The sequence below is a fragment of the Actinomycetospora sp. NBRC 106378 genome (assembly GCF_030269685.1).
In the GTDB taxonomy this organism is placed as follows: domain Bacteria; phylum Actinomycetota; class Actinomycetes; order Mycobacteriales; family Pseudonocardiaceae; genus Actinomycetospora.
Map to the genome: position 1 here is coordinate 698,512 of NZ_BSTT01000001.1, position 26,207 is coordinate 724,718.

General features: G+C 72.8%; 31 protein-coding genes and 1 tRNA gene. 21 read left to right on the plus strand and 11 right to left on the minus strand.

Annotated elements, in window-relative coordinates; genetic code table 11:
• Positions 1–45: 45 nt before the first annotated feature.
• Positions 46–354, minus strand: a complete 309-nt coding sequence (locus tag QSK00_RS03485; protein ID WP_285587540.1) for a DUF4326 domain-containing protein — start codon at positions 352–354, stop codon at positions 46–48.
• Entirely contained in the window at positions 351–1,577 is a 1,227-nt protein-coding gene (locus QSK00_RS03490; RefSeq protein WP_285587541.1) for a cysteine desulfurase-like protein, read from the minus strand. Before QSK00_RS03490 ends, QSK00_RS03485 begins: the two co-directional genes overlap by 4 nt.
• Positions 1,578–1,863: 286 nt before the next feature.
• On the opposite strand from QSK00_RS03490, the gene QSK00_RS03495 reads away from it, so the two are divergent.
• Both QSK00_RS03495 and QSK00_RS03500 read left to right on the plus strand, forming a co-directional pair.
• Positions 1,864–2,034 carry a hypothetical protein gene (locus QSK00_RS03495; protein ID WP_285587543.1) on the plus strand — a complete coding sequence of 57 codons (171 nt, stop codon included), beginning with the start codon at positions 1,864–1,866 and terminating at the stop codon, positions 2,032–2,034.
• A gap of 131 nt (positions 2,035–2,165) precedes the next feature.
• Positions 2,166–3,293, plus strand: a complete 1,128-nt coding sequence (locus tag QSK00_RS03500; RefSeq protein ID WP_352231082.1) for an MFS transporter — start codon at positions 2,166–2,168, stop codon at positions 3,291–3,293.
• Between the two features lie 4 nt (positions 3,294–3,297).
• Here the strand turns inward: QSK00_RS03500 and QSK00_RS03505 are convergent, their stop codons facing one another.
• A complete protein-coding gene (locus QSK00_RS03505) occupies positions 3,298–3,945 on the minus strand; it encodes a hypothetical protein (RefSeq protein WP_285587544.1) in 648 nt (215 codons plus the stop codon).
• Positions 3,946–4,126: 181 nt separating this feature from the next.
• Here QSK00_RS03505 and QSK00_RS03510 point away from each other — a divergent pair, with 181 nt between their 5' ends.
• The 3 genes from QSK00_RS03510 (at position 4,127) to QSK00_RS03520 (ending at position 6,115) form a co-directional block, all read left to right on the plus strand.
• Positions 4,127–4,285 carry a hypothetical protein gene (locus QSK00_RS03510; RefSeq protein WP_285587546.1) on the plus strand — a complete coding sequence of 53 codons (159 nt, stop codon included), beginning with the start codon at positions 4,127–4,129 and terminating at the stop codon, positions 4,283–4,285.
• A 70-nt stretch (positions 4,286–4,355) separates the two neighbouring features.
• Entirely contained in the window at positions 4,356–5,576 is a 1,221-nt protein-coding gene (locus QSK00_RS03515; RefSeq protein ID WP_285587548.1) for an alpha-hydroxy acid oxidase, read from the plus strand.
• On the plus strand, positions 5,573–6,115 hold the full coding sequence (locus tag QSK00_RS03520) for a P-loop nucleotide/nucleoside kinase family protein (RefSeq protein WP_285587551.1): 543 nt from the start codon (positions 5,573–5,575) through the stop codon (positions 6,113–6,115). The genes QSK00_RS03515 and QSK00_RS03520 overlap by 4 nt, the downstream gene beginning before the upstream one ends.
• Here QSK00_RS03520 and QSK00_RS03525 read toward each other — a convergent pair.
• Positions 6,112–6,639, minus strand: a complete 528-nt coding sequence (locus tag QSK00_RS03525) for a hypothetical protein (RefSeq protein WP_285587554.1) — start codon at positions 6,637–6,639, stop codon at positions 6,112–6,114. The genes QSK00_RS03520 and QSK00_RS03525 overlap by 4 nt on opposite strands.
• 88 nt (positions 6,640–6,727) lie before the next feature.
• Here QSK00_RS03525 and QSK00_RS03530 point away from each other — a divergent pair, with 88 nt between their 5' ends.
• Positions 6,728–7,558, plus strand: coding sequence for an SAM-dependent methyltransferase (locus tag QSK00_RS03530; protein WP_285587555.1), 831 nt, complete (start codon positions 6,728–6,730; stop codon positions 7,556–7,558).
• A 53-nt stretch (positions 7,559–7,611) separates the two neighbouring features.
• Here QSK00_RS03530 and QSK00_RS03535 read toward each other — a convergent pair whose 3' ends face one another.
• Positions 7,612–7,875, minus strand: coding sequence for a hypothetical protein (locus QSK00_RS03535; RefSeq protein ID WP_285587557.1), 264 nt, complete (start codon positions 7,873–7,875; stop codon positions 7,612–7,614).
• Between the two features lie 424 nt (positions 7,876–8,299).
• Here QSK00_RS03535 and QSK00_RS03540 point away from each other — a divergent pair, with 424 nt between their 5' ends.
• Positions 8,300–9,823, plus strand: coding sequence for an amino acid permease (locus QSK00_RS03540; RefSeq protein WP_285587560.1), 1,524 nt, complete (start codon positions 8,300–8,302; stop codon positions 9,821–9,823).
• Between the two features lie 82 nt (positions 9,824–9,905).
• Here QSK00_RS03540 and QSK00_RS03545 read toward each other — a convergent pair whose 3' ends face one another.
• The gene (locus QSK00_RS03545) at positions 9,906–11,069 is read right to left on the minus strand and encodes an agmatinase family protein (RefSeq protein WP_285587562.1); all 1,164 of its coding nucleotides are present in this window, start codon (positions 11,067–11,069) and stop codon (positions 9,906–9,908) included.
• A 172-nt stretch (positions 11,070–11,241) separates the two neighbouring features.
• On the opposite strand from QSK00_RS03545, the gene QSK00_RS03550 reads away from it, so the two are divergent.
• Together QSK00_RS03550 and QSK00_RS03555 are read left to right on the plus strand one after the other, a co-directional pair.
• Positions 11,242–11,580: an ArsR/SmtB family transcription factor gene (locus tag QSK00_RS03550; protein WP_285587564.1), complete on the plus strand. Its 339-nt coding sequence runs from the start codon at positions 11,242–11,244 to the stop codon at positions 11,578–11,580.
• A gap of 28 nt (positions 11,581–11,608) precedes the next feature.
• Positions 11,609–13,036: an ABC transporter substrate-binding protein gene (locus QSK00_RS03555; RefSeq protein WP_285587566.1), complete on the plus strand. Its 1,428-nt coding sequence runs from the start codon at positions 11,609–11,611 to the stop codon at positions 13,034–13,036.
• A 1-nt stretch (position 13,037) separates the two neighbouring features.
• Here QSK00_RS03555 and QSK00_RS03560 read toward each other — a convergent pair whose 3' ends face one another.
• A complete protein-coding gene (locus tag QSK00_RS03560; RefSeq protein WP_285587568.1) occupies positions 13,038–14,117 on the minus strand; it encodes a HoxN/HupN/NixA family nickel/cobalt transporter in 1,080 nt (359 codons plus the stop codon).
• Positions 14,118–14,314: 197 nt separating this feature from the next.
• On the opposite strand from QSK00_RS03560, the gene QSK00_RS03565 reads away from it, so the two are divergent.
• From QSK00_RS03565 to QSK00_RS03595, 7 genes are all read left to right on the plus strand, one after another.
• Positions 14,315–15,856: an amidase gene (locus QSK00_RS03565; protein ID WP_285587570.1), complete on the plus strand. Its 1,542-nt coding sequence runs from the start codon at positions 14,315–14,317 to the stop codon at positions 15,854–15,856.
• Between the two features lie 31 nt (positions 15,857–15,887).
• Positions 15,888–16,595, plus strand: coding sequence for a nitrile hydratase subunit beta (gene nthB / locus QSK00_RS03570; protein WP_285587572.1), 708 nt, complete (start codon positions 15,888–15,890; stop codon positions 16,593–16,595).
• Positions 16,592–17,212 carry a nitrile hydratase subunit alpha gene (nthA, locus tag QSK00_RS03575; RefSeq protein ID WP_285587574.1) on the plus strand — a complete coding sequence of 207 codons (621 nt, stop codon included), beginning with the start codon at positions 16,592–16,594 and terminating at the stop codon, positions 17,210–17,212. The genes nthB and nthA overlap by 4 nt, the downstream gene beginning before the upstream one ends.
• Positions 17,209–17,625 carry a nitrile hydratase accessory protein gene (locus tag QSK00_RS03580; protein ID WP_285587576.1) on the plus strand — a complete coding sequence of 139 codons (417 nt, stop codon included), beginning with the start codon at positions 17,209–17,211 and terminating at the stop codon, positions 17,623–17,625. The genes nthA and QSK00_RS03580 overlap by 4 nt, the downstream gene beginning before the upstream one ends.
• Before the next feature lie 52 nt (positions 17,626–17,677).
• The gene (locus QSK00_RS03585) at positions 17,678–17,992 is read left to right on the plus strand and encodes a hypothetical protein (RefSeq protein ID WP_285587577.1); all 315 of its coding nucleotides are present in this window, start codon (positions 17,678–17,680) and stop codon (positions 17,990–17,992) included.
• A 113-nt stretch (positions 17,993–18,105) separates the two neighbouring features.
• Complete coding sequence (locus tag QSK00_RS03590) at positions 18,106–18,483, plus strand: DUF4333 domain-containing protein (RefSeq protein WP_285587578.1); 378 nt, start codon at positions 18,106–18,108, stop codon at positions 18,481–18,483.
• 170 nt (positions 18,484–18,653) lie between these two features.
• Entirely contained in the window at positions 18,654–18,851 is a 198-nt protein-coding gene (locus QSK00_RS03595; RefSeq protein ID WP_285587579.1) for a hypothetical protein, read from the plus strand.
• Here the strand turns inward: QSK00_RS03595 and QSK00_RS03600 are convergent, their stop codons facing one another.
• A complete protein-coding gene (locus QSK00_RS03600) occupies positions 18,852–19,349 on the minus strand; it encodes a GNAT family N-acetyltransferase (protein WP_285587581.1) in 498 nt (165 codons plus the stop codon).
• Between the two features lie 71 nt (positions 19,350–19,420).
• Between QSK00_RS03600 and QSK00_RS03605 the strand changes: the two genes are divergently transcribed.
• Positions 19,421–20,071: an alpha-ketoglutarate-dependent dioxygenase AlkB family protein gene (locus QSK00_RS03605; RefSeq protein WP_285587583.1), complete on the plus strand. Its 651-nt coding sequence runs from the start codon at positions 19,421–19,423 to the stop codon at positions 20,069–20,071.
• A gap of 114 nt (positions 20,072–20,185) precedes the next feature.
• A complete protein-coding gene (locus QSK00_RS03610; protein WP_285587586.1) occupies positions 20,186–21,181 on the plus strand; it encodes a patatin-like phospholipase family protein in 996 nt (331 codons plus the stop codon).
• An 8-nt stretch (positions 21,182–21,189) separates the two neighbouring features.
• Here the strand turns inward: QSK00_RS03610 and QSK00_RS03615 are convergent.
• Both QSK00_RS03615 and QSK00_RS03620 read right to left on the minus strand, forming a co-directional pair.
• Positions 21,190–21,262, minus strand: a tRNA-Lys gene (locus QSK00_RS03615).
• A gap of 186 nt (positions 21,263–21,448) precedes the next feature.
• Positions 21,449–21,802, minus strand: a complete 354-nt coding sequence (locus QSK00_RS03620; protein WP_285587590.1) for a hypothetical protein — start codon at positions 21,800–21,802, stop codon at positions 21,449–21,451.
• A 388-nt stretch (positions 21,803–22,190) separates the two neighbouring features.
• Between QSK00_RS03620 and QSK00_RS03625 the strand changes: the two genes are divergently transcribed.
• Together QSK00_RS03625 and QSK00_RS03630 are read left to right on the plus strand one after the other, a co-directional pair.
• The gene (locus QSK00_RS03625) at positions 22,191–22,667 is read left to right on the plus strand and encodes a L,D-transpeptidase (protein WP_285587592.1); all 477 of its coding nucleotides are present in this window, start codon (positions 22,191–22,193) and stop codon (positions 22,665–22,667) included.
• 19 nt (positions 22,668–22,686) lie between these two features.
• Positions 22,687–23,103 carry a hypothetical protein gene (locus tag QSK00_RS03630; protein ID WP_285587594.1) on the plus strand — a complete coding sequence of 139 codons (417 nt, stop codon included), beginning with the start codon at positions 22,687–22,689 and terminating at the stop codon, positions 23,101–23,103.
• Positions 23,104–23,442: 339 nt separating this feature from the next.
• Here the strand turns inward: QSK00_RS03630 and QSK00_RS03635 are convergent, their stop codons facing one another.
• Entirely contained in the window at positions 23,443–24,477 is a 1,035-nt protein-coding gene (locus tag QSK00_RS03635; protein WP_285587596.1) for a PHP domain-containing protein, read from the minus strand.
• Between the two features lie 88 nt (positions 24,478–24,565).
• On the opposite strand from QSK00_RS03635, the gene QSK00_RS03640 reads away from it, so the two are divergent.
• Positions 24,566–26,155 (plus strand): Rieske 2Fe-2S domain-containing protein, encoded by a 1,590-nt coding sequence (locus QSK00_RS03640; RefSeq protein WP_285587598.1) that lies wholly within the window; start codon positions 24,566–24,568, stop codon positions 26,153–26,155.
• Positions 26,156–26,207: the final 52 nt, after the last annotated feature.

A 26,207-nucleotide genomic window follows, 5' to 3' on the forward strand; every position in this document is an offset into this window, starting at 1 on the left:
GCACGTCATGACGGCGGGTGCCCGCGCCGTCGCGCTCCGGTACGGCTACGGATCTCCCCCGGCCGCGATGCGCAACAGCACGTCGGCGTGGCAGGCCTCGTCCGGGGCGCACCAGCAGGCGAGGTCGTGCCCCGCCAGCTCCGTCCGGGCCTTCTCGACGAGCTCCGGGCGCTCGACGAGCCAGCGGCGGTAGAGCGCGATCATCAGGTCCCGGTCGAGCGTGACGCGCTCGCCGCCCACCTCGACGGTCTCGCCGAGCCGGAACGGGTTGCCCCACGACGACGGCCGCGCGACGGTGACGGCCTCCTCGGGCTTGCGCCACCCCTTGGCGCGCCTCAGCTGGATGCGTCTCATGCCCCGTCGTTCCGCTCGCCCTGGACCCGGCAGGCCTCTCCCAGGGAGTTCAGCAGGCGGTCGACGTCGTCGTCGTCCGAGTAGGGCGCGAGCCCGATCCGCAGCCCGCCCGCCTCGCCGAGGCCGAGCCGCCGCGCGGGCTCGAGCGCGTAGAACGACCCGCTCGGGGCGAACACGCCGTGCTCGGCCAGGAACGCCGACGCCTGCCGGTCACCCCCGGGCACGCGCGCGAGCAGGGTCGGGGTCCGGTGGCGGGCCCGGCTCAGCACCTCGACCCCGGGCAGCATCGCGAGTCCCTGCTCGATCCGCCGCCGCAGCCGGTCCTCGTGCGCCTCGACCGCCGCCATCCCGACGACGAGGCGGTGCCGGCGGGTGCCCTCGCCACCGCCCAGGGAGGCGAGGACGTCCACCGCCGCGGTGGTGCCGGCCAGCAGCTCGTAGGGCAGCGTCCCCAGCTCGAAGCGCTCCGGCACGGCGTCGGTCGAGGGCAGCAGCTTGTCCGGGTGCAGCGTCTCGAGGAGGGCGGGGGCGGCGGCCAGCACCCCGCAGTGCGGGCCGAGGAACTTGTACGGCGAGCACAGGAAGACGTCCGCGCCGAGCGCGGCGACGTCGATCGACGCGTGCGCGGTGAGGTGCACGCCGTCGACCACGAACAGGGCCCCGGTCGCGTGCACCCGCGCCGCGATCGCCGGCAGGTCGGGGCGGGTGCCGACGAGGTTCGACGCGCCGGTCACCGCGACGACCCGGGTCCGGTCGGAGAGGACCGTCGCCACGTCGTCGAGCTCGCACGTCGCGGGGTCGAGGTCCAGCCACCGCACGGTGGCCCCGACGCGCCCGGCGGCGGTCACCCAGGGCCGCACGTTCGCGTCGTGGTCGAGGCGGGTCACCACCACCTCGTCGCCCGGCCCCCAGTCGCGGGCGAGCGTCCGGGCGAGATCCATCGTCAGGGCGGTCATCGACCGGCCGAAGACGATGCCGGCCGGGTCGGCGGCGAGGAGGTCCGCCATCGCCTGCCGGGCGGCGAGCACGACCAGCTCGGCGTTGCGGGCTGCGGGGTAGGTGGTGCCCCGGTTGGCGATCGGCGACGTGAGCGTGTCCGCGACCGCCCGCGCGACCTCGACCGGCACCTGCGACCCGCCCGGTCCGTCGAAGTGCGCGTAGCCCGCGTCGAGGGCCGGGAAGCGGGCACGGAGGGCGGCGACGTCGTAGGAGGGCTCGGGCACCCGGTCATCCTCGCGCGCCGTCCGCCGGACGGCAGGGGACCGCACCTCCGGTCGAGATGTCGCGGATCCGTCCCGGGCGGGCCGAGCGGACCCGACGGGTGACGCCTCGGCGTCGCCGGGGTACAGCCGATCGAGCCGACGGCTGCGCCGTCCGAAGGATTCCGCGACCTGATTCATCCGATCCGGGGTCCGCGGCGTTTCGGGGTAACGGCTGCGGCCCATTCTGCGGATACACGTGCGACGACCGGCGCGACGGGCGCGCCGGGCGGGAAGCGGGGTGGACGTTATGGACGAGCAGGTCATGGGTCCGGCGAACGTGATCACGCAGCGTGCGCTCGCACCCGTCCCCACCGTCGCGGAGCGTCCCGCCCCGCGCTGGCGCGAGGCCGTCGGCGCCGCCGCGCTGCTGTCGGTCGTCGAGACCGTGCGCGCACAGGAGACCGCGGCCAGCGCGTAGGCCCGATCGATAGCGGGAACAACTGCCTCCGTCCCACCCGACGGAGGTCCACCATCAGCACGACGTCCGAGGCCGGCACGAGACGGGGCCTGCGGGGCCCGGCCGCTGCCGTCGTCGTCGCCCTCGCCTTCCTGGTCACCATGCTCGGCGCGACGCTGCCGACACCGCTCTACCCGCTCTACGAACGCGAGCTCGGGTTCGGGCAGGTCGTGGTCACCCTCATCTTCGCCGCCTACGCGGTGGGGGTCGCCACCGCGCTGATCTTCTTCGGCCGGCTCTCCGACCAGCTCGGCCGCCGTGCGGTGCTGCTCCCCGGTCTCGCCCTCGCCGCCGTGTCGAGCGCGGTCTTCCTCGTCCCCGACAGCCTCACCGCGCTGTTCGTCGGTCGCGTGCTCTCGGGATTGTCGGCCGGCATCTTCACCGCGACCGCCACGGCCACGCTCGTCGACCTCGCGCCGGCGGGGAAGCAGGCCCGCTACAGCCTCGTCGCCGCCTGCGTGAACATGCTCGGCCTCGGGCTCGGCCCCGTGCTCGCGGGCGCCCTCGCGCAGTTCGCGCCGCTGCCGCTGTTCCTGCCCTACGCCGTGCACATCGTGTTGGTGCTGCTCGTGGCGGTCGGGGCCTACCTCGTCGCGGAGCCCCTCGACACCACCGGCGCGACGGCCTCGTTCGCACCGCAGCGGCTCGGCGTCCCCGCCGAGGTGCGCTCGGTGTTCGTCGGCGCCTCGATCGCGGGGTTCGCGGGGTTCGCCGTGCTGGGCCTGTTCACCGCGGTGTCGCCCGCCTTCGTCGGGCAGGTGCTGCGGATCGAGAACCACTTCGTCAGCGGTCTCGTGGTGTTCACCCTGCTCGGCTTCTCCACGCTCGGCCAGATCGCGTCGTCCCGGCTCTCGCTCCGCCCGGCGCTGCTCACCGGCTGCGTCGGCCTCGTCGTGGGCATCCTCGTGGTCGGCCTGTCCGTCGCCGTGGCCTCCCTCTGGGTGCTGCTCGTCGGAGCCGCGATCGCCGGGGTCGGACAGGGCATGTCCTTCCGCGCCGGCCTCGGCGCGGTGAACGCGGGCAGCCCGGCGGAGCGTCGCAGCGAGGTCGCGTCGAGCTTCTTCCTCGTGCTCTACGTGGCGATCTCGCTGCCCGTCATCGGGGAGGGCGTCCTGTCCGCCGCCATCGGGCTCGTGACGGCGGCCGTCGTCTTCTCCGTGATCGTCGCCGTGCTGGCGGCGGTCGCGTTCGTCAGCCTGCTGCGCGTCCGGATGGACTGAGCGCTCACGCGACCGCGAGCACCCGCCGCGCGGTCGGCCCGCTCCCGGTCACGCGATCGCCGAGTTCGTCGGCACCCCGCCGTGCCGACAGCAGCAGGACCAGCGCCACGGCGTCGGCCTCGAGGGTCTCGGGGGCCCCGTGACCCGTCGTCGGGACGACCCGGTCGACGACCACCCCGCTCGAGGTCCGCACCACCACCCGCAGCGACGCGGCGCGCGGGGTCGGCGCGTGGGCGAGCAACCGCGGCACCACCCCGACGACGAGCTCGCACGCGGCCGCGGCGGCCGCCTCGGCCGCGTCGCGGTTCAGCTCGCGGTCGAGGGCGGCGAGCAGGTCGTGGGTGTGCAGGCACATGTCGAGGCAGTGGGCGGCGAGCTCCTCGCCGTGCGGGGCGAGATGGGTGAGGTGTCGTCCGGCGCGGACGTGGGCCGCGGCGAGCTCCTCCTGCAGCCGGTCCGGCCCCGCGTAGTGCACCCCGCAGAGATGGGTGACCAGATCGGTGACGTCGGTGCCGCCGGTGTCGAGGGCCGCGCAGGCGCGGGCCCGCTCGGTGCGGGCGAGCGGACGGGCCCAATCGGCCGGACGCAGGCCCCCGACGGTCTCCTCGGTCGTGTCCCAGAGCGCGAGCAGTGCCCGGGTCGCGTCGTCCATGATGTCGCCCCCTGCCGGTCGCGGGAACCCACGGTAAGTGACGCAGACCACAGCGGGCAACGACCGGTGGGGCACGACCGGACGCGGCCGTGATGATCGGGAGCGTCGTACGGCGATCGCCCGGGCATTCCCGCCGGACCCGGGAGAAACGGCTCTCCCCCTTCTGCAAAGGTGCGGAACAATGGTCGGAATTCTCCTGCTCGTCCTGGTCGTCTGGCTCGTGCTCGCCATTCTCGGTTTCGTCATCAAGGGCCTGTTCTGGCTCGCGGTCGTCGGCATCGTCCTGTTCGTGGCCACGGCGATCTTCGGCGGCGTGAAGCGGTCCTCGCTGCGACGCTGACCCGGCGGTCGCTTGCCCCGCCCCGGTGCGCGTGTTGGGGTCGGGGCACCCTGCGACGAAGGAGTCCCGCGTGCCCGTGCGACGCCAGCTCCCCCGCTACCGCGACCTGAAGCCGCTCCTGCGCGTCCGGCCGCCGCGACTCGACCCGACCCGTCGTCGGCTCGAGTCCTCCTTCACCGTCGCCGATCTGCGCGAGGCGGCGCGGCGACGGGCCCCGCGGGCGGTGTTCGACTACGTCGACGGGGCCGCCGAGCAGGAGATCGGGCTGCGGCGGGCCCGCGATGCGTTCTCCCGCGTCGAGTTCTCCCCGCGCGTGCTGCGCGACGTCGGCTCGATCGACACCTCGACGACGATCCTCGGCGAGTCCGCGTCGATGCCGGTGATCCTCGGCCCGACCGGCTTCACGCGGATGGCCCACCACGAGGGCGAGCGGGCCGTGGTGCGCGCGGCGGAGACGGCGGGCGTGCCGTACGCGCTGTCCACGATGGGCACCACGTCGATCGAGGAGTTCCGCGACGAGGCCCCGCTCGCCCGGCACTGGTTCCAGCTCTACCTGTGGCGCGACCGGGACGCCTCCGGCGAGCTCGTCGAGCGGGCCCGCAAGGCCGGGTTCGACACGCTGGTCCTCACGGTCGACACCCCGGTGCCCGGCGCGCGGCTGCGCGACAACCGCAACGGCCTCACGATCCCGCCGTCGCTCACCGGCCGGACGCTGCTCGACATGGCGCGCCACCCGGCGTGGTGGGCCAACCTGCTGACCAGCGAGCCGCTCACGTTCGCCTCGCTGAGTTCCTGGAACGGCACGGTCGCCGACCTGGTCACGCACATGTTCGACCCGACCGCCGTCGCCCGGGACGTGACCTGGCTGCGCGAGCAGTGGCCCGGGCACCTCGTGATCAAGGGCATCCAGCACGTCGACGACGCGCGGGCGGTGGTCGACCTCGGGGCCGACGGGATCGTGGTGTCCAACCACGGCGGCCGCCAGCTCGACCGGGCGCCGGTGCCGCTGGAGATCCTCCCCGACGTCGTGGCCGCGGTGGGCGACCGCACGAGCGTCTTCCTCGACACCGGCGTGCTGACCGGCGCCGACGTCGTCGCCGCGAAGGCGTTCGGCGCGCAGGCCGTCGTGCTGGGCCGCGCCTACATGTACGGCCTGATGGCCGGCGGCGAGGCGGGCGTGACGCGGATGCTCGACATCGTGCGCGCCGAGATGACCCGGACCCTCGCGCTCATGGGCGTGGAGCGGATGGACGACCTGGACCCGTCGCGGGTGCGGCTGCGGCCCGTGTGAACGCCGACGTGTGGGTGGTGGCCGGCGCCCCGGGCGCGGGGAAGTCGACCGTCGCCGCAGAGCTGGCCCGCCGCCTCGACCCGCACCCGGCGCTGCTCGACAAGGACACCGTCTACCGCGGCTTCGTCGGCGCGACCCTCGCCGCGGCGGGTCGACCCGACGGCGAGCGCGAGGGCTCCTGGTACGACGACCACGTCAAGGTCCACGAGTACGGCGGGCTCACCGCCACGGCCCGCGAGATCCGCGCGCACGGGTGCCCGGTCCTGGTCGTCGCACCGTTCACCGGGCAGATCCGGGATCCGGCGCGGTGGGCGGCGTGGGTGACCGAGCTGGGCGGGCCCGCCGTCCACCTGGTCTGGGTACGGATCGACGCCTCCACGCTCCGACGACGGATCGAGGAGCGCGGCCGCCGCCAGGACGACGGGAAGCTCGCGGCGTGGGACGAGTTCGTCGCCCGCATGCGCCCGGACGTCCCGCCGCCGGTGCGCCACCGCGTCGTCGACACCACCGTCGACGGCGACATCCCGTGGCTCCGTTAGGCGGACGCCCTCCCCCTCCGGCCCGGCCACGTCGTCGTGGGGCGGCTCGGTGCGCGGACGCTCGCGAGGGCGTCCGCGGCGAGGCCCGGGTGGTCCGTCCCGACGGCGGGAGTGGTCACCAGGTCCTGCAGGAACTGGGCCTGGGCCTCCACGTTCAGCTCCGCGAACCGGTCGGTGGCCGGCGCGCGCCAGTCGTACCCGGTGCGGGAGCACTGCGCGCGGACCGCGTCGAGGGCGTAGCGCGCGCCGAGCCGGCGGTACTGCCAGACGTGGACCGCCTCGTGCACCAGCAGGCCGGGCGAGGAAGCGCCCTTGAGGTGGATCGACGTCCCGAGCGTGACCGGGCGGCGGCTGAGCCCGAGCAGCCCGGCGCGGTCGGGCACGACGACGATCGGGTCGAGGTCCAGCCCGTCGCCGAAGACCCCCGCGAGCACGGACCGTTCGGCGACGGTGAGCCCACGCCGGGCGCGGCCGCCGAGCGCGTCGGCGGCCCCGAGCAGCAGCCTGCCGACGAATCCGCGCACCCGGGCATCCTGGCCCTGCGGGAGCGACCCGGCGGAAGTTGAAAGTGGCACACTGATCGGCGACGATGTCGACGTCGGCGGGAGCAGCATGAGCATCGAGCGACCGGCCTCTCCGAGAGCCGCGGCGACGATCGACCGGACACGCGCGAGCATCGCCCGGGTCTACGACTGCGCGCTCGGCGGCAAGGACAACTTCGAGGTCGACCGCGAGGTCGTCGAGAAGCTGAAGACGGTGGCGCCCGAGGTGGAGCAGTTCACCGTCGACCACCGGCAGTTCCTCATCCGGGTCACGCGCTTCATCGCGGGCCAGACCGGCATCCGCCAGTTCCTCGACCTCGGCTCCGGGCTGCCCACCGCCGAGAACACCCACCAGGCCGCGCAGCGGATCGCGCCGGACACCCGCGTGGTCTACGTCGACATCGACCCGTCGGTCGTCGCACACGGCCGGGCGCTGCTCGAGGAGAACGAGCTGACCCGGTTCTCCCCGGCCGACCTGACACGGCCCGAGGAGGTGCTCGCCGACCCGATCGTCCGCGAGCTCATCGACTTCTCCCAGCCGCTGGCCCTGCTCCAGCTCGGCACGCTGCACCACTACGTGGGCGAGCGGCCCTGCGCCGACATCATGCGGACCTACATCGACGCCCTGCCGTCCGGCTCGTACGTGGCGCTCTCGCACTTCTACGACCCGCAGGACGAGAACTCCGCGCTCGCGCGCCGTATGGAGGAGACCTTCGTGCACAGCCCGCTGGGCAGCGGCGTGTTCCGGACGAAGGACGAGATCCTCGCCATGCTGCCCGGGCTCGAGCTGATCGACCCCGGGTTCTCGCTGGTCAGCGACTGGTGGCCGGACGGGCCGCGGCTCCAGCCGCTGAGCCCGGCCCAGAAGTGCCTGGCGGGCGCGGTCGGGCGCAAGCCCTAGACGAACGTCCGGGCCGGAGCGCGGTGCGCTCCGGCCCGGACGTCACGCGGCCGTCAGAGGCCGAGGCCCTCCTCGGCCTTGGTGATGCCGAGCTCGTTCTCGATGTCGGTCAGGCCGGTGGCGTCGCCGAGCTCGTCGGAGACGGCGGCGACACCGGTGGCCTCCTCGACGCCGCTGACCGCCGAGCCGACCTCCTGGATGGCGCCGGAGGGCGCCTCCTCGGCGTTGGCGACCCCGCCGCCGAAGCCGACGAGGCCGGCGGCGATCAGCAGGCCGCCGGCGAGGCGACCGGTCACGGTCCGAGAGTTCAGTGCCATGGGGAGCTCCTTCTAGACGTCGACCGCCGCCCCGACTGTCGGCGACGGGTCTTTCGGGGAACGCCGAGCGTGGGGATCGCTCGAACGTCCGAGCACTCTGTCAGGTCTGTCCGGGTGATGTCGGAAATCCCGTTACCGGTGTGTGACAAAGGTGTGCTGATCATCTCCGTCACCTTCGGGCCCGTGGGTCGGACCTGGGTCCGAAACACGGGGAAACAGTGTCGACAACGCGACGCAGCACGCACGACACGAACCGCTCCTCTACTGGTCGCGACCCGTCGCACGGCGGGGCGCGCCTAGGGTTCCGCCGGTCGAGTGCCGGGTCCGCGACCGAGAGGCACAGGCGGGCCGGTCCCCACGGCCCGTTCCACGGCGGGACAAAAGCCCGGGAGACGTCGTCCGCGCACCGCCGGAGGTCTCTGCCGTGTCCGTCGATCAACGCCATGCCGGCCCCGACAGTCCCGACCATGCCGATGCCGACCACCTCGGCGTGCTCGGCTACCGCCAGGAGCTGCACCGCGGCCTGAGCCCGTTCGCGTCCTTCGCCTCGGGCTTCTCGTTCGTCTCGATCCTGACGACGGTCTTCCAGCTCTTCATCATCGGCTTCGGGTTCGGCGGTCCCGCCTACATCTGGACCTGGCCCGTCGTGTTCGTCGGGCAGTTCTGCGTGTGCCTGGTGTTCGCGGAACTGGCCGCCCGCTACCCCATCGCCGGGGCGATCTACCAGTGGTCACGCCGGGTCGCCTCCGACCCGTGGGGCTGGATGGCGGGCTGGCTCATGCAGCTGGGCTACGTCGTGTCGGTCGCCGCCATCGCCATCGCACTGCAGGCGGTGCTGCCCGAGGTGTGGAGCGGGTTCCAGATCGTCGGGGGCGACCCGTCGCCGACCTCGGACACGGGAGCGCTCAACGCCATCGTGCTCGGCACGATCTGCATCGCGGTGTGCGTGGCCGTGCAGCTGCTCGGCGTCACCCGGGTCGCGATCGTCACGCGCATCGGGGTCACCCTGGAGATCGTCGGCCTGGTGCTCGTGGTCGTCGCCCTGTTCGCGCACGCGCAGCGGGGCCCGCAGGTCGTGTTCGAGACCAACGGGGTGCAGGGCGACGGCTCCTACCTCTGGCCGTTCCTCGCCTCGATGCTCATGGCCGCCTACGTCATGTACGGGTTCGACTCGGCCGCGGAGCTCTCCGAGGAGACGGGCGATCCGCGGCGCACCACCCCGCGGGCGATCGTGCGCTGCATGGTGATCTCGGGGGTCGGCGGGCTGCTGCTGATCCTCGCCGCGCTGATGGCCGCCCCGGACCTCGCCTCCCCCGATCTCGCCTCGCAGGGCATCGCGTGGGTGGTGACGAGCGAGCTCGGCGACGTCTTCGGCCGCGTCGTCCTCGCCGTGGTCGCCGCCTCGATCCTCTCCGCCGCACTCGCCATCTCGACCTCGGCGTCCCGCGTGATGTTCTCGATGGCCCGCGACGGGCAGCTGCCGTTCTCCGCCGCGCTCGCGAAGGTCTCCCCGCGGACCCGGACGCCCGTGCTGCCGACCGTCGTGGTCGGCGTGCTCGCCATCGCGGTGCTGCTGGTCAACCTCGGGCAATCGAGCGTCTTCGCCTCGGTCACGAGCATCTCGGTGGTCATCGTCTACCTGGCGTACCTGTTCGTCACCGTGCCGCGGCTCTACCACCGCCTCGCGCGAACCGGTCTCCACGAGCCCGAGCCCGGCACGTTCTCCCTCGGCCGCTGGGGCCTGCCGGTGAACCTCGTCGCCGTCCTGTTCGGGATCTTCCTGCTGGTCAACGTGGGCTGGCCGCGCGCCGCGGTCTACGACCCGGACGGCTCCGGGGGCTGGGTCCTCCAGTACTCGGCCGTGCTCGCCGTCGTCGTCATCCTCGCGCTCGGGCTCGTGGCCTACCGGGTGATGCGCCGGCAGAACGCCGCCCGGGCCGCGGCCTGATCGCTGCCGTCCCTCGTGGACGAACGGCACTCCCGCAGCATCGAGGTGCGCGAGAGTGCCGTTCGTGCGCGTCCCGGACGCCTCAGGCCTGCGGGCCCCAGGCGTGCCGGTCGCGGGCCGCGGGCTTCTTCCCGAGGTGGCCCTCCCGGACGAGCACGCCCAGCGAGTCGAGCACGATGCGCGAGCTCATCAGGGCGGTCTGCTCGGCCCAGTCGTAGGGCGGCGAGCACTCCACGATCTCCAGACCGGACAGGCCCGCGGCGGAGATCAGCCGGATGAGGTTGAGCGCCTCGCGCGGCAGCAGGCCGCCCGGCTCGGGCCACCCCGTGCCGGGGACGAACCCGGCGTCGAGCACGTCGATGTCGAACGACAGGTAGACCGCCTTCGCGCCCTTCCAGGCCAGCTCGAGGGCGGTCTCGGCGATCTTCTCGACGCCGACGCGCTCGACGTCGCCGATCGTCATGATCGAGGTGCCGCGCTCCCGCCCGACCTTCACCCCGGCCCGCGGTGACTGCCACCCGCCGATCCCGATCTGCACCAGGTTGGTGGCGGGCGCGTTCGCGATGTTGGTCGCGTGGAACCAGGGCGTGGTGTGCATCCGCTCGTCGAGGTCGGTCTCCTGCGTGTCGACGTGGCGGTCGAAGTGGATGATGCCGATGTTGCCGTCGACGTGCGGCGCGATCCCGCGGATCGTCGGGTAGCCGATCGAGTGGTCGCCGCCGAGGACCACCGGGAACACCCCGCGGGAGTACACGTGGGAGATCGCCTGGCTGATCTGGTCGAACGACTTCTCCAGGTTCCCCGGGATGGTGAAGACGTCCCCGATGTCGACCATGTTCAGCTGCTCGCGCAGGTCGACGCCCAGCTCGTAGCAGTAGGTGCCGAACAGGTTGGTCGAGCGGCGGATGCCCTGCGGCCCGAAGCGGGTGCCCGGCCGGTAGGTGGTGCCGGCGTCCACCGGCGCCCCGAAGATCGCGACCTCGGCGTCGTCGACCTGGTTGACGTCCTCCAGGTAGGGCGCGTTGAGGAAGGTGCCCCGCTCGCCCGCGAAGTGCGGCAGCTCGCCGCGCGAGAACGTCGGGATCGTGCGGTCGACGAGGGTGGGTGAGCCGGAGAGGCCGAAGGCCAGCCCGCGCTCGATCTCCTCGTCGTGGCGGAACAGCGAGATCGCCGCCTCCGCCTCCTGGGCCCACGCGCCTTCCTTCTGGGCGAAGGCGTCGCTGTGGGAGTGGCCCTGCTCGGACATCGGTCACCTCACCGTGGCCGTCTTTGCAGGGTCCGGTACGGCCACCCTCGTCGGCGGAGGCCGAGGCGGCCTCGAGGGGGAAATTAGCACGCCGGACGGGGCCGTCCGCCGCCGTCGCAGGCCGGTGGCGCCCACATGTGGACATCCATCGACACGTGATAGCTTCACCCGCGTGGAGCAGAACGAGACGCTCGCGTTCGACGCTCTGTCCGACCGCGTGCGGCGCCGCATCCTCGCCGCGCTCGGCGAGGACGGCGAGCTGAGCGTCGGCGAGATCGCGGCACGCATCGACGCCGTCGGACGGACGACGGTGTCCAGCCACCTGCGCGTGCTGCGGACCTCCGGGCTCGTGCGCGAACGTCGGGAGGGCCGCAACCGCTACTACTCCCTCGACACCGACGGCGCCGTCCGCGATGCTTTCGTGTTCCTGCAGAACATCCTGCGCCAGGGCATCACCGACGCCGCCGCGGCCGCCGCCGACGACCCCGTGGGCGCGCAGGAGACCGGCTGAGGCGACCACGCCCGTCGTGGGGGGCCCGATGGACACCACCACCGTCGCCGTGGAGCACACGGTGGCGCACACCCCGGAGGCGCTGTTCGCGCTGTTCGGGGCGGGCCGCGGTGCGGGCTGGCTGTTCGGGGCGCACTGCGACGACGTCCGCGTCGGCGCGCCGGTCAGCCTGCGGCTGCCGCTGGACGCCGACGGACGGCACGAGGTCGAGGTCCTCGGGCGGCTGGCGCGCGTGGTCCCGGGCGTCCTGCTCGACATCGAGCACGCCCAGCCGTGGCGCGGCCGACTGAGCCTGCGCCTCGCACCCGTCGGCACCGACCGCACGCGTGTGCGGCTGCGCGCCGACGTCCCCACCGAGGGCCTGGAGTGGCTGCTGCACCGGCGCGGGATCCCGCTGCCGGAACCGCCCGACGACGGGTCGCTGCGGCTCGGGGTCATCACCAACGCCTCCGGGCCCGGCGCGGTGTACTCCCTCTCGGCCGAGCTGATGGCCGAGCTCGCCGTCGCCGAGGTCAACGCCGACGGCGGGATCGCCGGCCGCCCGGTCCGTCTCGTCGCGGCGGACGACGGCACCGATGCCCGGCAGGCCGCGACCGAGGCCGTGCGCATGGCGCGGCTGGGCTGTCGCGCGGTGTTCGTGAACAGCACCTCGGCGAGCTTCGAGGCCGTCCGCCACGCGCTCGCCGGCCGGGACGTCCTGGTGGTGCACTCGGTGCTGAACGAGGGCGGCGGTGCGTCGCCGACCGCGGTGCGCTTCGGGGAGCGGCCACGGGCCCAGCTCGAGGCGCTGGTCGGGCCGACGATGGCGACGACGGGGGCCCGGCACTGGTTCCTCGTCGGCGAGGACTACGTGTGGTCGCACGGGGTGCACGCCGCCGCCCGGCGGGTGATCGACCGGGCGGGCGGCGCGGTCGTCGGGGAGTCGCTCACCCCGCTCGGCACCTCCGACTTCACGGCCGTGCTCGAGCGGATCGGCACCTCGGGGGCGGACCTGGTGCTGAGCAGCCTCATCGGGGCCGACGAGGTGGCCTTCGAGCGGCAGTCCGCGGACGCCGGGCTGCGCGACGCGGTGCGCACCGTGTCGCTGGTCCTCGAGGAGTCGACGCTCGCCCACATCGGCCCGCTGGCCGGCCAGGGCCTGCGCACCGCCCTGGCCTACTTCGAGAACGGCCCGATCGCCGGGAACGACGCCCTGCTGCAGCGCTACCGGGCGGCGTACGGCACGTGGGCGCCGGCGGTCACGGCCCTGTCCGAGACGGTCTACGAGTCGATCCACCGCTACGCCCGGGTGCGCCATCGCGACCCGGGCGGCAGCGCGGCGGATCACGGCCGTGCCCTGATGCGGCGACGGGCCGGCGCGGTCGACGTGGTCGGCGCGCGCGACCTCGTGACGCCCACCCTCTACGTGGCCGAGGCGGTCTCGGGACAGCTGCGGGTGGTCGGGGAGGCGAGATGACTCAGGCGCCGGCCCGGTGCCGTTCCTCGAACCCGCCGAACCGCCAGAGCAGGGCCGCCCCGCCCCAGACCAGCACGAAGAAGCCGACGATCACGTACCCGAGCAGCTCGAAGTCGTCGGCCAGGCCGGCGTAGCCCGCCAGCGCCACCACGCCGAGGTCGTCGGCCAGGACGCCCGCGAGGTAGACGCTCGCGATGAACCCCGCGACCGAGACCGTCGCCGCCGTCGTCGCGATGTTGTAGAAGAGCCGCCGCGCCGGGTTCCGGTTGGACCACGAGTAGGCGACCGACATCAGCAGCCCGTCCGCGGTGTCGAAGGCGCTCATCCCCGCCGCGAACAGCAGCGGGAGGGTCAGCGCCGCCAGCAGGGAGGCCCCGCCGCTGACGCCCGCGCTCGACGCCGTGGTCGCCGACAGCGTCAGGAGCGTGACCTCGGAGGCGGTCTCGAGACCGAGCCCGAACAGGAAGCCCAGTGGGTACATGTGCCACGAGTGCCGGATCCAGGCGCGAGCCCGGCCGCCGAGGATGCGGTTGACCAGACCGCGGTTGAGCAGCTGGCGCTCGAGCTCGGGTTCGTCGAGCCGGCCCGCCCGCAGGTCGGTCCAGAGCTTGACGATGCCGCGCAGCACCATCGCGTTGAGCACCGCGACCAGGGCGAGGAACACCATCGCGACCACCGTGGAGATCGTCCCGCCGATCTCCCGGAACGCGTCGACCTGCGCGGTGGTGGCGGCCCCGGCGGCGAGCGCGATGACCAGGGACAACGCCACGACCACCGACGAGTGGCCCATCGCGAAGAAGAAGCCGACCCCGACGGGGCGGCGGCCGCGCTGGACCATCAGCCGCGTGGTGTCGTCGATCGCGGCGATGTGGTCGGCGTCGAAGGCGTGGCGGACGCCCAGCACGTAGGCGAGCACCCCGGCCCCGGCGAAGGCTCCCGCACCGAGCGGACCCGCCGTCAGGAAGAGGTAGAGCGACCAGCCGGCGACGTGGAGCAGGGCGATGACGGCGACGATGCCGGAGAGCTTCAGACGCTGTCCGTGGGACCAGCCGGTGGCGGGGGTGGCGGCGATCGTCGTCAACCGGGGCTCCTTCTCGACGGCGGGTGGCGGCGGCGGGGACGCTACCGCGTCGTCTCAGCATGTCGATGGGCGTCGGCAGATTGTCACGACGTCATCAGGACGTCACATGTGGATGTGTCGGTGGTTGTTGACGTTTTCGCGTGGCGCTTCCTACGGTGCTCGCGTCCACCGCCGGTCGCGCCCCCTGGAGACCACCCATGCCGCTCCCCCCACCGGACCACGACGCCCTGGCCGCCGTCGCCGCCGGCTACGGCCTCGGCCTGTCCGACGACGCGGTCGACGAGTTCGCCCCGGCCGTCTCCGGCCTGCTCGGGTCGTGGGACGCCGTGGAGGAGCTCTACGCCGCCGAGGCCCCGGCGACCCCGGAGCGGGCGTGGACCCGGCCCGACCCCGCGGACAACCCGTTCAACGCCTGGTACGTCACGACCTCGATCACCGGGGCCGCGGACGGGCCGCTGGCGGGCCGCACCGTCGCGATCAAGGACAACACCGCCGTCGCGGGCGTGCCGATGACCAACGGCTCGGACACCTTCGACGGGTACGTGCCGAGCACCGACGCGACGATCGTCGCGCGTCTCCTCGACGCGGGCGCCACGATCGCCGGCAAGGCCGTCTGCGAGGACCTCTGCTTCGCCGGGGCCTCGATCACCGCCAACACCGGCGACGTGGAGAACCCGTGGGACCCGGCACGCAGCGCCGGCGGTTCCTCCGGCGGCAGTGCGGCCCTCGTCGCGGGCGGCGTGGTCGACATGGCCACCGGGGGCGACCAGGGCGGGTCGATCCGGATGCCCGCCGCGAACTGCGGCCTCGTCGGGCACAAGCCGACGTGGGGCCTGGTGCCCTACACCGGCGCGTTCCCCATCGAGGCGAGCATCGACCACCTCGGCCCCATCACCCGCACCGTCACCGACGCCGCGCTCATGCTCTCGGTGATCGCCGGGGCCGACGGGCACGACCCCCGTCAGCCCACCGGCGTGGCGGCCGACGACTACCTCGGGGCGCTCGCGCAGGGTGCGACCGGGCTGCGGGTCGGGGTGCTGCGGGAGGGCTTCGGTCTCCCCGAGTCCGAGCCCGAGGTCGACGACGCCGTGCGCGCCGCGGTCACGGGACTCGCCGACGCCGGGATGACGGTCTCCGAGGTGTCGGTGCCCTGGCACCTACACGGCCCGAAGATCTGGGACGTCATCGCCACCGAGGGCGCCGCCTCGCAGATGATCGAGAACTCCGGGTACGGCCTGAACTGGAAGGGCCTCTACGACCCCGAGCTCATGGAGTCCTACGGGCGGCGGTGGACCGAGGACGGGAGCCGGTTCCCCGACACGGTGAAGCTCGTCCTGCTCGCCGGGAAGTACGGGTTGAACACCACCCACGGCAAGCACTACGCGATGGCCCGCAACCTCGCCCCGAAGCTCGCCGCCGCCTACGACGCCGCGCTCGCCGAGGTCGACCTGCTCGTCCTGCCGACGATGGCCATGCGCGCGACCGTGCGCCCCGGCCGCGACGCCCCGGTCGTCGAACGGCTGGGCCGGGCGCTGGAGATGCTCGCCAACACCGCCCCGTTCGACGTCACCGGCCACCCGGTGTGCACGGTGCCGGCAGGGCTGGTCGACGGGGTCCCGGTCGGTCTGTCCCTCGTCGGACGCCAGTACGAGGACGCCACCGTGCTGCGCGCCGCGCACGCCTACGAGCAGGCCGTGGGCGGCTTCCCCGCGCCCGCCGCCGTCGTCGCCCAAGCCTGAGCCCCGCGTCGCGTCACACCAGGAGGAACTCGTGAACGGACTGCACGACCTCGGCGGGAAGGACGGTCTCGGCGCCGTCGCCCCGCCCCCGGAGGAGCCGGTCTGGAAGGCGGAGTGGGAGAAGCACGCCCACGCGATGTTCCCGCTCGCCTTCCGCGCGGGGTTCTTCGGCGTCGACTCCTTCCGCTACGGCATGGAGCAGATCGAGCCGGTGGAGTACCTGACGTCCACCTACTACGAGCACTGGGTCCACTCCGTGACCCACCACGGCGTGCGTCTCGGTCACCTCGACCCGGAGGAGATCGAGAAGCGCACGCAGTACTACCTGGAGAACCCCGACGCGCCGCTGCCCGAGGGGCAGGACCCCGACGGCGAGCTCGTCGCGTTCATCGAGGCCGTCATCCCGGCCGGCGCCACCGCGGCCCGTCCCGGCGAGAAGGCCCCGGCGTTCGCCGTGGGCGACCGGGTCACGGTCGTCAACGAGGTGCCGAAGGGCCACACCCGCCGCGCCGGCTACGTCCGCGGCCGCACCGGGACCGTGATCATGGCCCACGGCGAGATGATCTACCCGGACACCGCGGGCAACGACCTCGGTGAGGCGCCGGAGCACGTCTACACCGTCCAGTTCACCAACGCCGAGCTCTGGGGCGAGGAGTCGGCCGAGCCGAACGGCACGGTCACCTTCGACGTCTGGGAGCCCTACATCGTCCCCGCCACCGCCCAGGAGACCGCCGCATGAGCGCCAGCCACTCCACCGCCCCGGTCGCCTCCGACCACCAGGCCGAGGTCGTCGCCCGCGTCAAGGCCATCGAGTCGATCATGATCGAGAAGGGCCTCATGACGACGGAGGCGGTCGACCGCCTCGCGGAGATCTACGAGAACGAGGTGGGCCCGCAGCTGGGCGCGAAGGTCGTCGCGCGGGCGTGGACCGACCCGGTGTTCAAGGCCAGGCTCCTGGAGAACGCCAGCACCGCGTGCGCCGAGATGGGCATCGGCGGGCTGCAGGGCGAGGACATGGTCGCCGTCGAGGACACCGACGACCTGCACCACGTCATCGTCTGCACGCTGTGCTCCTGCTACCCGTGGCCGGTGCTCGGGCTGCCCCCGAACTGGTACAAGCAGCCGGCCTACCGCTCGCGGATGGTCCGGGAGCCCCGCAAGGTGCTGCGCGAGGAGTTCGGCTACGCCGTCGCCGACGACGTCGAGGTCCGCGTGTGGGACTCCAGCTCCGAGCTGCGCTACTGGGTGCTCCCGCAGCGTCCGGAGGGCACCGACGGCTGGTCGGCCGAACAGCTCGAGGCCCTCGTCACCCGCGACTCGATGATCGGCGTCGGCGCGCCGAAGGCAGCGCAGTGAGCACACCGATCCGGGAAGAAACCGAGCTCGGGGAGGCCCGCCGTCGGGTGCAGGACCTCGTCTACGGGCTGCCCGGTGGGGACGGCGACGTCCCGTTCCGGGAGCCTTGGGAGCTGCGGGCGTTCGCGCTCGCCGTCGCGGCGTACCACTCCGGGCAGTACGAGTGGTCGGAGTTCCAGCTGTCGCTGATCGAGTCGATCAAGCAGTGGGAGGCCGACGGCGCCCGCGCGGGCCAGGAGCCGTGGAGCTACTACGAGCACTGGCTGACCGCGCTGGAGACCGTCCTCGCGGGCAGTGGGCTGCTCTCCGAGGCCGACCTGGACGACCGCACCCGGTCCGTCCTGGCCACGCCCAAGAGTGCGAACCACCACGAGCCGCACCGCGAGCCGGTGGCGATCGACCCGGCGCGCTGACGCGTCCCGACGGCGGGTGCCCCGGCACCCGTCGTCGGGCAGGGTGGGCGGCATGTACCTCGCCATCGCCGACGACGGCATCACGCTGCACCAGCCGGACCGGCTGAAGGAGCTGTACGCCTCGTACAAGCAGCGCCTCACGCCGGCGCGGCTGCACGAGGTGCTCGCGGAGCACGGCGGCGGGGAGCTGCTGCCCGACGGCAACCACGTGATGGTGCCGGTCGAGACCCTCCGCCGCCTCGCCGCCGGGCAGGTCGACGAGGGCTGGGACGTCGAGTTCTCCCGGATGCTCTCCTACGCCGAGGGCCAGGGGTGGATGAGCTCCGACGGCACCGCGGTGCGGGCCCACCTCGAGCGGGAGATGTGAGTGTCGCGGCGGTGATACACGCAGTGTGACGACGGCAGCGGACGTCCCGGGAATTGCCGGGCAGTCTTCTCGACATCGGCCACAGAGCGTGGCCGCAGCACCGAGGAGTCGTCATGACCGCGTCCGTCACCCCCGAGCCCACCGCCACCGCGAACGGCGTCGTACCCGGGTCCAGCACCCCGGAGGTGTCGCCCCCGCGCCGCCGGCTCGGCCCGATCCTGACCGTCCTGGGCAGCCTCGCCGCGGTGGTGGTCGGCGTGATCGCGCTGTTCGGTCTGCTCGGCCCGGGCGTCGTGGACTCGTCCGTGGTCGCGAACGAGATCCAGGGACGGATCACCACCGGGCAGGCGATCTGCTCGGAGGACCTGCCGGCCGAGGTCGGCGCCTCGATCACGTGCTCCGTGCTGGACGGGGCCGACTCGTACTCGGTCCGCGCGACCGTGAGCGCGGTGGACGGCGACGACGTGAGCTACCAGCTGGAGCAGGTGTGAGCTGACGGCGCGCCGCCGTCCGCGAGGGTCGCGTGAGGCAGGTCCGGAGTCGTCCGGGCCTGCCTCACGTGCATCTCGCGACCGCTCCTGCTGACTCGACCTGGTGGTGTGAGCGGAGTCCGACCCGTCGGTGCCCGATCGGCGCGACGGATCGACCTACCGTCCTCGGCGTGCTCGAGTACCCGCGCCCCGAACCCCGTCCCGCCACCCTGCTCGAGCGGTTGACGGGGGCCGGGATCGGCGAGGAGCGGGCGCGGGCCCTGATCACCGCGGGCGGTGTCCGGGTCGGCGGCCACGAGGAGCCGGTGACCGACCCGGACGCGTCCGTTCCGTGGCCGACGGCGTGGGAGCTCTCGCCGTCGTCCTGATCAGCCGCCGAACGCGGGCGGGTAGCGGACCAGGCCGCGCGGGGTGGGACGTGACGCATCCAGGGGCAGCGTCAGGAAGGCCTCGTCGGGCACGTCGAACGGCGCCCGGACCCCGCGGTCGGACGCCGGGGTGAAGCCGAACCGCGGGTAGTAGTCGGGGTGACCGAGAACGACGACGAGGTTCTCGCCGCTCTCCCCCGCCGCCTCGAGTGCGGCGTGGATCGCCGCCGCGCCGGCGCCTCGCCCCTGGTGGCGGGGCACGACGGCGCACGGCGCGAGCGCGAGGGCCGGGGCGCCGTCGACGTGGCAGCGGGTGAGCAGGGCATGGCCGACGACCTCCTCGTCGAGGGTGCTCACGAAGGACAGGTCGAGCCAGGCGTCGGGGTCGGCGCGGAGGGCGTCGACGAGGTCGGCCTCGCTCGTCGTCGGGAAGGCGGCGGTCTCGACCCCGCGGACGGCGTCGACATCCGTGAGGGTCTCGCGGCGCGTGGTCCACACGGGCGGCAGTGTGACGGCCGGTGCCGCGACGGGCGCGGCGTTCGCGGTGTTCGTCGTGCTGAGGTGGTGACGTGTTCGAGCTGATCCCGCGGCCGCGGTGGACGATGGCGCCCGGCGTGGTGCACGTGCCGGACTGGCTCGACGTGGACGCGCAGCGCCGGCTCGTCTCCGCGGCACAGGAGTGGTCCCGCGACGGGCCGGGCGCGCGCCACGCGACGCTGCCGGGCGGCGCGCGGATGAGTGTGTCGTCGGTGTGTCTGGGGTGGCACTGGATCCCCTACCGCTACAGCCGGACCCGCGACGACCAGGACGGATCGCCGGTGCAGCCGTTCCCGTCGTGGTTGGCGGACCTGGGTGCCCGGGCGGTGGCGGACGCCTACGACTCGGAGATCGACTATCGCCCCGACGTGGCGCTGGTGAACTCCTACCGCGGGGACGCCCGGCTCGGGATGCACCAGGACCGCGAGGAGCGGGCCCCCGATCCGGTGGTGTCGCTGAGCCTCGGCGCCGCCTGCGTGTTCCGCATCGGGAGCCCGCACCACCGCCGGGGTCCGTGGCACGACGTCGAGCTCTGCTCCGGGGACCTGATCGTCTTCGGCGGCGAGCACCGGCTGGCCTACCACGGGGTGCCGAAGCTGCTCCCGGACCGCGACGTGCCCGACATCGGCGTCGCTCCCGGCGAGCGGATCAACCTGACGCTGCGGGTCTCCGGCCTCGGGTGACCTACCGGGCTCGACGCCGGCGTACGAGTCGGGTGGCCGTTCCCTCCGGGCACGGACGCTGCTGGACCGGGACGAGCGGGCTCGCGATCCTCGACGTCGTGACGGTGATCTGACGTGGACGTGGTGAAGGAGCCGATCGACCTCGTTCTCCAAGGCGGCGGGGTGAAGGGGATCGCTCTGGTCGGCGCGGTCGACCGACTGCTGGAGCGCTTCGAGGTCCAGCGGGTAGGAGGCACGTCGGCCGGGGCGATCGTGGCCGCCCTGATCGCCGCCGGCTACTCCCGCGAGGAGTTGCGGGACGCGATGGGCGAGTTGCGCTACGACCTCGTGCCCGACCCCGTCCTCCCGGTCCCGGTGCTCGGGGAGCTCACCGGCCTCCTGACCTCCTCCGGCCTGTACCGGGGCGACTACGTCCAGGACTGGGTGGCGGAGAAGCTCGCCGCGAAGGACGTGCACACCTTCGCCCAGCTGCCCCTGCATCCCGACGACGGGCGGGACCCCGGTCTCGCGGGCGACCGGGCCTACCGGCTCGTCGTCACCGCAACCGACATCACCCATGGGCGGGCCCTGCGGCTCCCGTGGGACTGCCGGGAGACCTTCGGGCGCGACCCGGCGGAGCAGTCGGTGGCCGAGGCCGTCCGGATGTCCCTGTCGATCCCGTTCTTCTTCCGTCCCGTCCGGATCACCACCTGGCGCGGGGCCGTGTCGGTCGTCGACGGCGGGGTCTCGAGCAACTTCCCGGTGGAGATGTTCGACCGACAGGACGGCATCCGTCCCCGATGGCCGACCCTGGGCGCCGGGATCATCCCCGACCTCCCCGCCGCCACGAGCAGCCTGATCCCCGGCCTACCCCGGTCGCTCCCGGGCTTCCTCGGGGTGCTCCAGGCGACGATCACCACGGCCGTGGTCGGCCACGACCAGACCTATCTGGCCGAGCCCCGCAACGCGGCGCGGGTGTTCTGCGCGGACACCAGCTCGGTCGGGGTCGTCGACTTCGGCATCGACGCCCGGCGGCGGGCGGCACTCGTGGTCGAGGGCGAACGGGCCGCGGACGAGTTCCTCGACCGGTGGAACTGGGGGGAGTACCTCGAACGCTTCTACCCGCGCTGAGCAGCCGGTGGGCCCCGTGGGACTCGAACCCACAACCAGCGGATTAAAAGTCCGATGCTCTGCCCATTGAGCTAGAGGCCCGCTCACCCGAGCCTAGTCGGCAGGGCGGGAACCGGGCACGGGTCGGTCGAGCAGTGATGTCAGTGGCACGGAGTGCCTGCGGGGGCGCTCCGTGCCGCTGACTTCTCGGGCGACCACCTCATCGCATCGACGACCGACAGCGTCGGTGGCCGAGCTGAGTCACTGGACGCGTCGGGGGGCCACCCCTCACGCCCCGACGCGTGACCGCCCCAACGCCGGGGCCACCAGCGCAATCCCGATCACGGTCGCGACGACGAGGACCACCCCGGCCACGACGATGCCTCCGGAGACCCCGGCGAGGAACGCCGGCACCACCTGCAGCGCCGAGAGCACGCGGACGACGACTGCCCCCCACAACGCCCCCCGCGAACGGCGGACCCCCCACACGGCGAGGAACAGCCACGTCAGGACGCCGAGCGCGATCGAGAGGGCGTCGACGAAGGGCGGCGCCTCGGGTGGCGGCGGGGTCAGCCAAGGACTCAGGACGTCCAGGAGCCCCAGCACCGCCAGGACCACCACACCGACTTCGACACGCCTCATCACGACCTCCTCGCCGAGGACCTCAGCGTGCGACGTCGGAGGAACCGTGTCTGCCGTAGTCCACTACGGCACCGCTCGCCCACTCGGCGCACTTGCGGTTCCGCTCGGCGCCGGCACCGATCCGGCGTCGGGAACCCGGATCCGGACACCGCACGCAGGTCGCCCGCGGCTCAGCCACCCGAGCACCACGCTCTGCCCACCCTTCGGCGGAGAGGTGGCTCACCACGGCACGGTTCCGCGACGTCGTCGCAGGTCACACGGGTCGGACCGGCACGGATGCACCAGAGGGCGACGCCACCCTCCGTGACCCCACCGATCGCGATCGGTGACATGACCGAGACGTATGGTCCGCCGCAACGTCACCACGACCGTCGGGGAAGGACACGAGTTGGGCCGTCACCAGGAGCACTCCGAGCGCCGCCGTCTCGTCCGGACGGCACTCGCCGCTGCCGCCATCGGCGTCGGGGTGCTGTCGGCGGCCGTGCCCGCCCTCGCCGCCCCCGCGGCCGGCGCACCGCCCTGCGCGGTCACCGCGAAGGCGTGCGTCAGCATCTCGCAGCAGAAGGCCTGGATCGGCGACGGCAAGGGCACGCTCGTCCGCGGCCCGGTGCCGGTGACGACCGGTGGACCGGGGAACGAGACCCCGACCGGCGTCTTCCACGTGATGTGGAAGGACCAGTACCACCACTCGCGCGAGTACAACCAGGCGCCGATGCCGTACTCGGTGTTCTTCGCGCCGGGCGATGCCTTCCACGGCGGCAGCCTGCAGCGTGCCTCCGCCGGGTGCGTGCACCTCGGCGACGACGACTCGAAGGCGTTCTTCGACTTCCTGCAGGTCAACGACGAGGTCCAGATCCTCCCGTAAACGGTTAGGAGGCCACGCGATGTCGATGGCCCTGGTCATGTCCGAGATGCCCGACCTGGTCCGCCGGGTCATGGCCGAGCACGTCCCCGACGCCGCCGGCCGGTGCGGCGGCTGCCGCGACACGGCTGGTCGGACGGCCTCCTGGCCCTGCCAGACCTACCGGGTCGCGCAGGAGGCGGAGTGGGTCGGACGCGGCAACCTGCCCGGCACCGGTCCGCACGGTCCCGTCGTCCCCGGAGCGGCTCGGCCGCGGTCCGAGCGCCCGGAGCGGTCGGAGCGGTCCCGGTGGCGGGCCGAGGCGCCGTACTCCTACGACGCCCCGCTGACCGGCGACACCCCGGCCGTCGCCGGGACCGGCGGCCGCCGTCGTCGTCGGGAAGGCGACGCCATCCCGTTCCCGACGACGGGTGGGCACGCCCGGCACGCCGCGCTGTGAGCACAGGTGAGCACTTTTCCGTGCCAGGACCCGGATGAGTGCTCACCTGCGCGAAGCGCACATAGGAAAACCCCCGGGGCATGCTTCCCTCGAGCGGCGCTCGAGGGGCTCGGATGGACAAACTCCGAGCGCCCCGGGGGTCCGGTGTCCGTCGGGAATTCACCAGCTGACGTGTCCGCCCGTGGTGGGCGGAGCCGGTCAATCCACGACCTGACGTCGGCTAGCTGACGGACACCTCACGAGTCCTGTCGTTCATCAACGTCGGACCACCTCCTCTCCCATGTACCCACCACGCTAAGCGCGGATCCGCTGATCCGCAAACGACATGGTTCGTGCAGGTCAGAGCCGTGTTCGCCAGGCGAGGAGGTCGTCGGCGTCCCGGGTGTTCACGATCTTCGAGACGGGCACCTCGCACTCCTCGGCGCGCTCGCACCCGTAGGGCTGCCAGTCGAGCTGACCGGGTGCGTGAGCGTCCGTGTCGATCATGAACTCGCATCCCGCCTCGAGGGCCTGGCGCAGCAGCGTCCGCGGCGGATCCAGTCGTTCCGGGCGCGAGTTGATCTCGACGGCGACCCCGTTCTCCAGGCACGCCTCGAACACCGCCTCGGCGTCGAACGTCGACGGCGGCCGCGTGCCCCGCCCTCCGGTGACGAGTCGCCCGGTGCAGTGCCCGAGCACGTCGACGTACGGGTTCGACACCCCGCACACCATGCGCGCGGTCATCTCCTCGCTCGGCGAGCGCAGCTTGGAGTGCACGCTGGCAACGACGAGGTCCAGCTCCTCCAGCAGGTCGTCCGGCGCGTCGATCGACCCGTCCTCGAGGATGTCGACCTCGATCCCGCGCAGCAGCCGGAAGGGCGCGAGCTCGGAGTTGACCTCGGTGATGACGTCGAACTGCCGGCGACGACGCTCCGGCGTCAGCCCGTTCGCGACCGTCAGGTTCTGCGAGTGGTCGGTCAGCACCATCCAGGAGTGCCCGAGGTCGCGGGCCGTGCGGGCCATCTCGAGGATGTCCGACCCACCGTCGGACCAGGTGGAGTGCGTGTGGCAGTCGCCGCGCAGGGCCGCCCGCAGCTCGACCCCGCCCGCGACCGGGTCGTCGTGCTTCGCGGCCAGCTCCTCCACCGCCGCCGACGTCCCGGTGGCCACCACCTCGGCCACCACCCCGGCCGTCTTCTTGCCCACACCCTTGAGGTTGGTGAGCGTGCCCGCGGCGGCGCGGGAGGCGACCTCGTCCGGCGACAGTTCGGCCAACCGGTCGGCCGCCGTCCGGTACGCCTTCACCCGATAGGTGTCCGCCCGCTCGCGCTCGTAGTAGAAGGCGACGGCACGCAGTGCGGCGATCGGGTCTCCGTCGACGGGGAGTCGGGTCACGGGGTCAGGGATACCCCACCCGGGAGGCCCTCGTGTCGCGAGGACGCGGACAATCGAGGGCAGCTGTCGAGCTGGAGGAGGTCTGCTGGTGCGGGTCACGGGAACCGGACACGCCGGGATGCGGTTCGAGACCACGGGCGGCAGCGTGCTGTGCGACCCGTGGACCAACCCGACGTTCTTCGCGTCGTGGGTCCCGTTCCCCGACAACACGGCGCTCGACTGGGCCGCGCTCGGGCAGTGCGACTACCTCTACGTCTCCCACCTGCACCGCGACCACTTCGACGCCGAGAACCTGAGCCGGAACGTGTCGAAGGACGCCCGGGTGCTGCTGCCGGACTTCCCGACCGACGAGCTCGAGAACGAGCTGCGCGACCTCGGGTTCCGGCACTTCGTGCGCACCCGCTCGGGCGAGCCGTTCGAGCTCGACGGCGGCCTGCGCGTCATGGTCACCTCGCTCAAGGGCCCGGGCGACGGGCCCATCGGCGACTCCGCGCTCTCGCTCGACGACGGCACCGCCCGCATCGTCAACCAGAACGACGCGCACCCGCTCGACATCCCCGAGCTGCTGGAGTTCGGCGCGTACGACGCGCACTTCACACAGTTCTCCGGCGCGATCTGGTGGCCGATGGTCTACGACCTGCCCGAGGCCGCCAAGCGCGAGTTCGCCCGCCGCAAGCGCATCGGGCAGGAGGACCGCGCGATGCGCTACATCCGCGAGGTCGGCGCCCCGAACATCTTCCCGACGGCAGGTCCCCCCTGCTTCCTCGACGACGAGCTCTTCCGCTGGAACGGCCTGGGCTACGACGGCGTCGAAGGCCAGTCGATCTTCACCGACCAGTGGGAGTTCCTCGGCCGCATGCGCGAGCTCGGCCACGACGGCGGCCACCTCCTCCTGCCGGGGACGACGGCGGAGATCGACGGACCCGCCGTCCGGGACCTCACGCACCCGATGACCGACGACGAGGTCGAGCGCATCTTCGTCGACAAGGAGAACTACCTCCGGGCGTTCGCCGAGCGCGCGCGTCCGACGATCGAGACGCAGAAGGCGACCTGGTCGGCGCCGCAGCCCGACATCCTGCGCCAGCTCAAGGAGTGGATCGAGCCGCTGATGAAGCGGGCCGACCACATGTGCGACGGCATCGGCGGCGTGGTCCGGATGGACCTCACCGGGATGCCGGCGGGCGCGCCGGGCGTCGATGACGACGGCATGCTCGCGCTCGCCTTCGACTTCGCCGGCCGCGAGATCCGCACCTGGGACGGCGAGCAGGCCCGCTACCGCTGGACCATCCCCGCGACGCTGGTGCAGACGAACATCGACACCGGCGAGGTCGACTGGTCGAACTCGCTGTTCCTCTCGGTGCGCTTCGCCGCGACCCGCGTCGGCCAGTACAACGAGTACCTCTACACGTTCTTCAAGTGTCTGTCCGAGGAGCGGATGGACTACGTGGAGAACTGGTACGACGCCGCGAACGACGACGGCCGCGACATCGAACTCGACGGGTGGAAGGTCCAGGCCCGCTGCCCGCACCTGTCGGCCGACCTGTCGAAGTTCGGCGCCGTCGACGGCGACGTGCTCACCTGCACGCTCCACAACTGGAAGTTCAACCTCGCCACCGGTCGCTGCCTCACCAGCGCCGGCCACGAGATCCGGGCGGAGAAGCTGGGCACCACGGACTGAGCGCTCCACCCCGCGTGAGGGGAACCCTGGTGCCATCAGAGCGCTCGAGGGT

Bases quoted from the DNA above. Each gene is read 5' to 3' on its own strand.
- QSK00_RS03545 (WP_285587562.1), bottom strand. From the start codon at position 11,069: ATGTCCGAGCAGGGCCACTCCCACAGCGACGCCTTCGCCCAGAAGGAA.
- QSK00_RS03510 (WP_285587546.1), top strand. From the start codon at position 4,127: ATGGTCGGAATTCTCCTGCTCGTCCTGGTCGTCTGGCTCGTGCTCGCC.
- QSK00_RS03530 (WP_285587555.1), top strand. From the start codon at position 6,728: ATGAGCATCGAGCGACCGGCCTCTCCGAGAGCCGCGGCGACGATCGAC.
- QSK00_RS03535 (WP_285587557.1), bottom strand. From the start codon at position 7,875: ATGGCACTGAACTCTCGGACCGTGACCGGTCGCCTCGCCGGCGGCCTG.
- QSK00_RS03495 (WP_285587543.1), top strand. From the start codon at position 1,864: ATGGACGAGCAGGTCATGGGTCCGGCGAACGTGATCACGCAGCGTGCG.
- QSK00_RS03565 (WP_285587570.1), top strand. From the start codon at position 14,315: ATGCCGCTCCCCCCACCGGACCACGACGCCCTGGCCGCCGTCGCCGCC.
- nthA (WP_285587574.1), top strand. From the start codon at position 16,592: ATGAGCGCCAGCCACTCCACCGCCCCGGTCGCCTCCGACCACCAGGCC.
- QSK00_RS03555 (WP_285587566.1), top strand. From the start codon at position 11,609: ATGGACACCACCACCGTCGCCGTGGAGCACACGGTGGCGCACACCCCG.
- QSK00_RS03590 (WP_285587578.1), top strand. From the start codon at position 18,106: ATGACCGCGTCCGTCACCCCCGAGCCCACCGCCACCGCGAACGGCGTC.
- QSK00_RS03585 (WP_285587577.1), top strand. From the start codon at position 17,678: ATGTACCTCGCCATCGCCGACGACGGCATCACGCTGCACCAGCCGGAC.
- QSK00_RS03485 (WP_285587540.1), bottom strand. From the start codon at position 354: ATGAGACGCATCCAGCTGAGGCGCGCCAAGGGGTGGCGCAAGCCCGAG.
- QSK00_RS03505 (WP_285587544.1), bottom strand. From the start codon at position 3,945: ATGGACGACGCGACCCGGGCACTGCTCGCGCTCTGGGACACGACCGAG.
- QSK00_RS03620 (WP_285587590.1), bottom strand. From the start codon at position 21,802: ATGAGGCGTGTCGAAGTCGGTGTGGTGGTCCTGGCGGTGCTGGGGCTC.
- QSK00_RS03630 (WP_285587594.1), top strand. From the start codon at position 22,687: ATGTCGATGGCCCTGGTCATGTCCGAGATGCCCGACCTGGTCCGCCGG.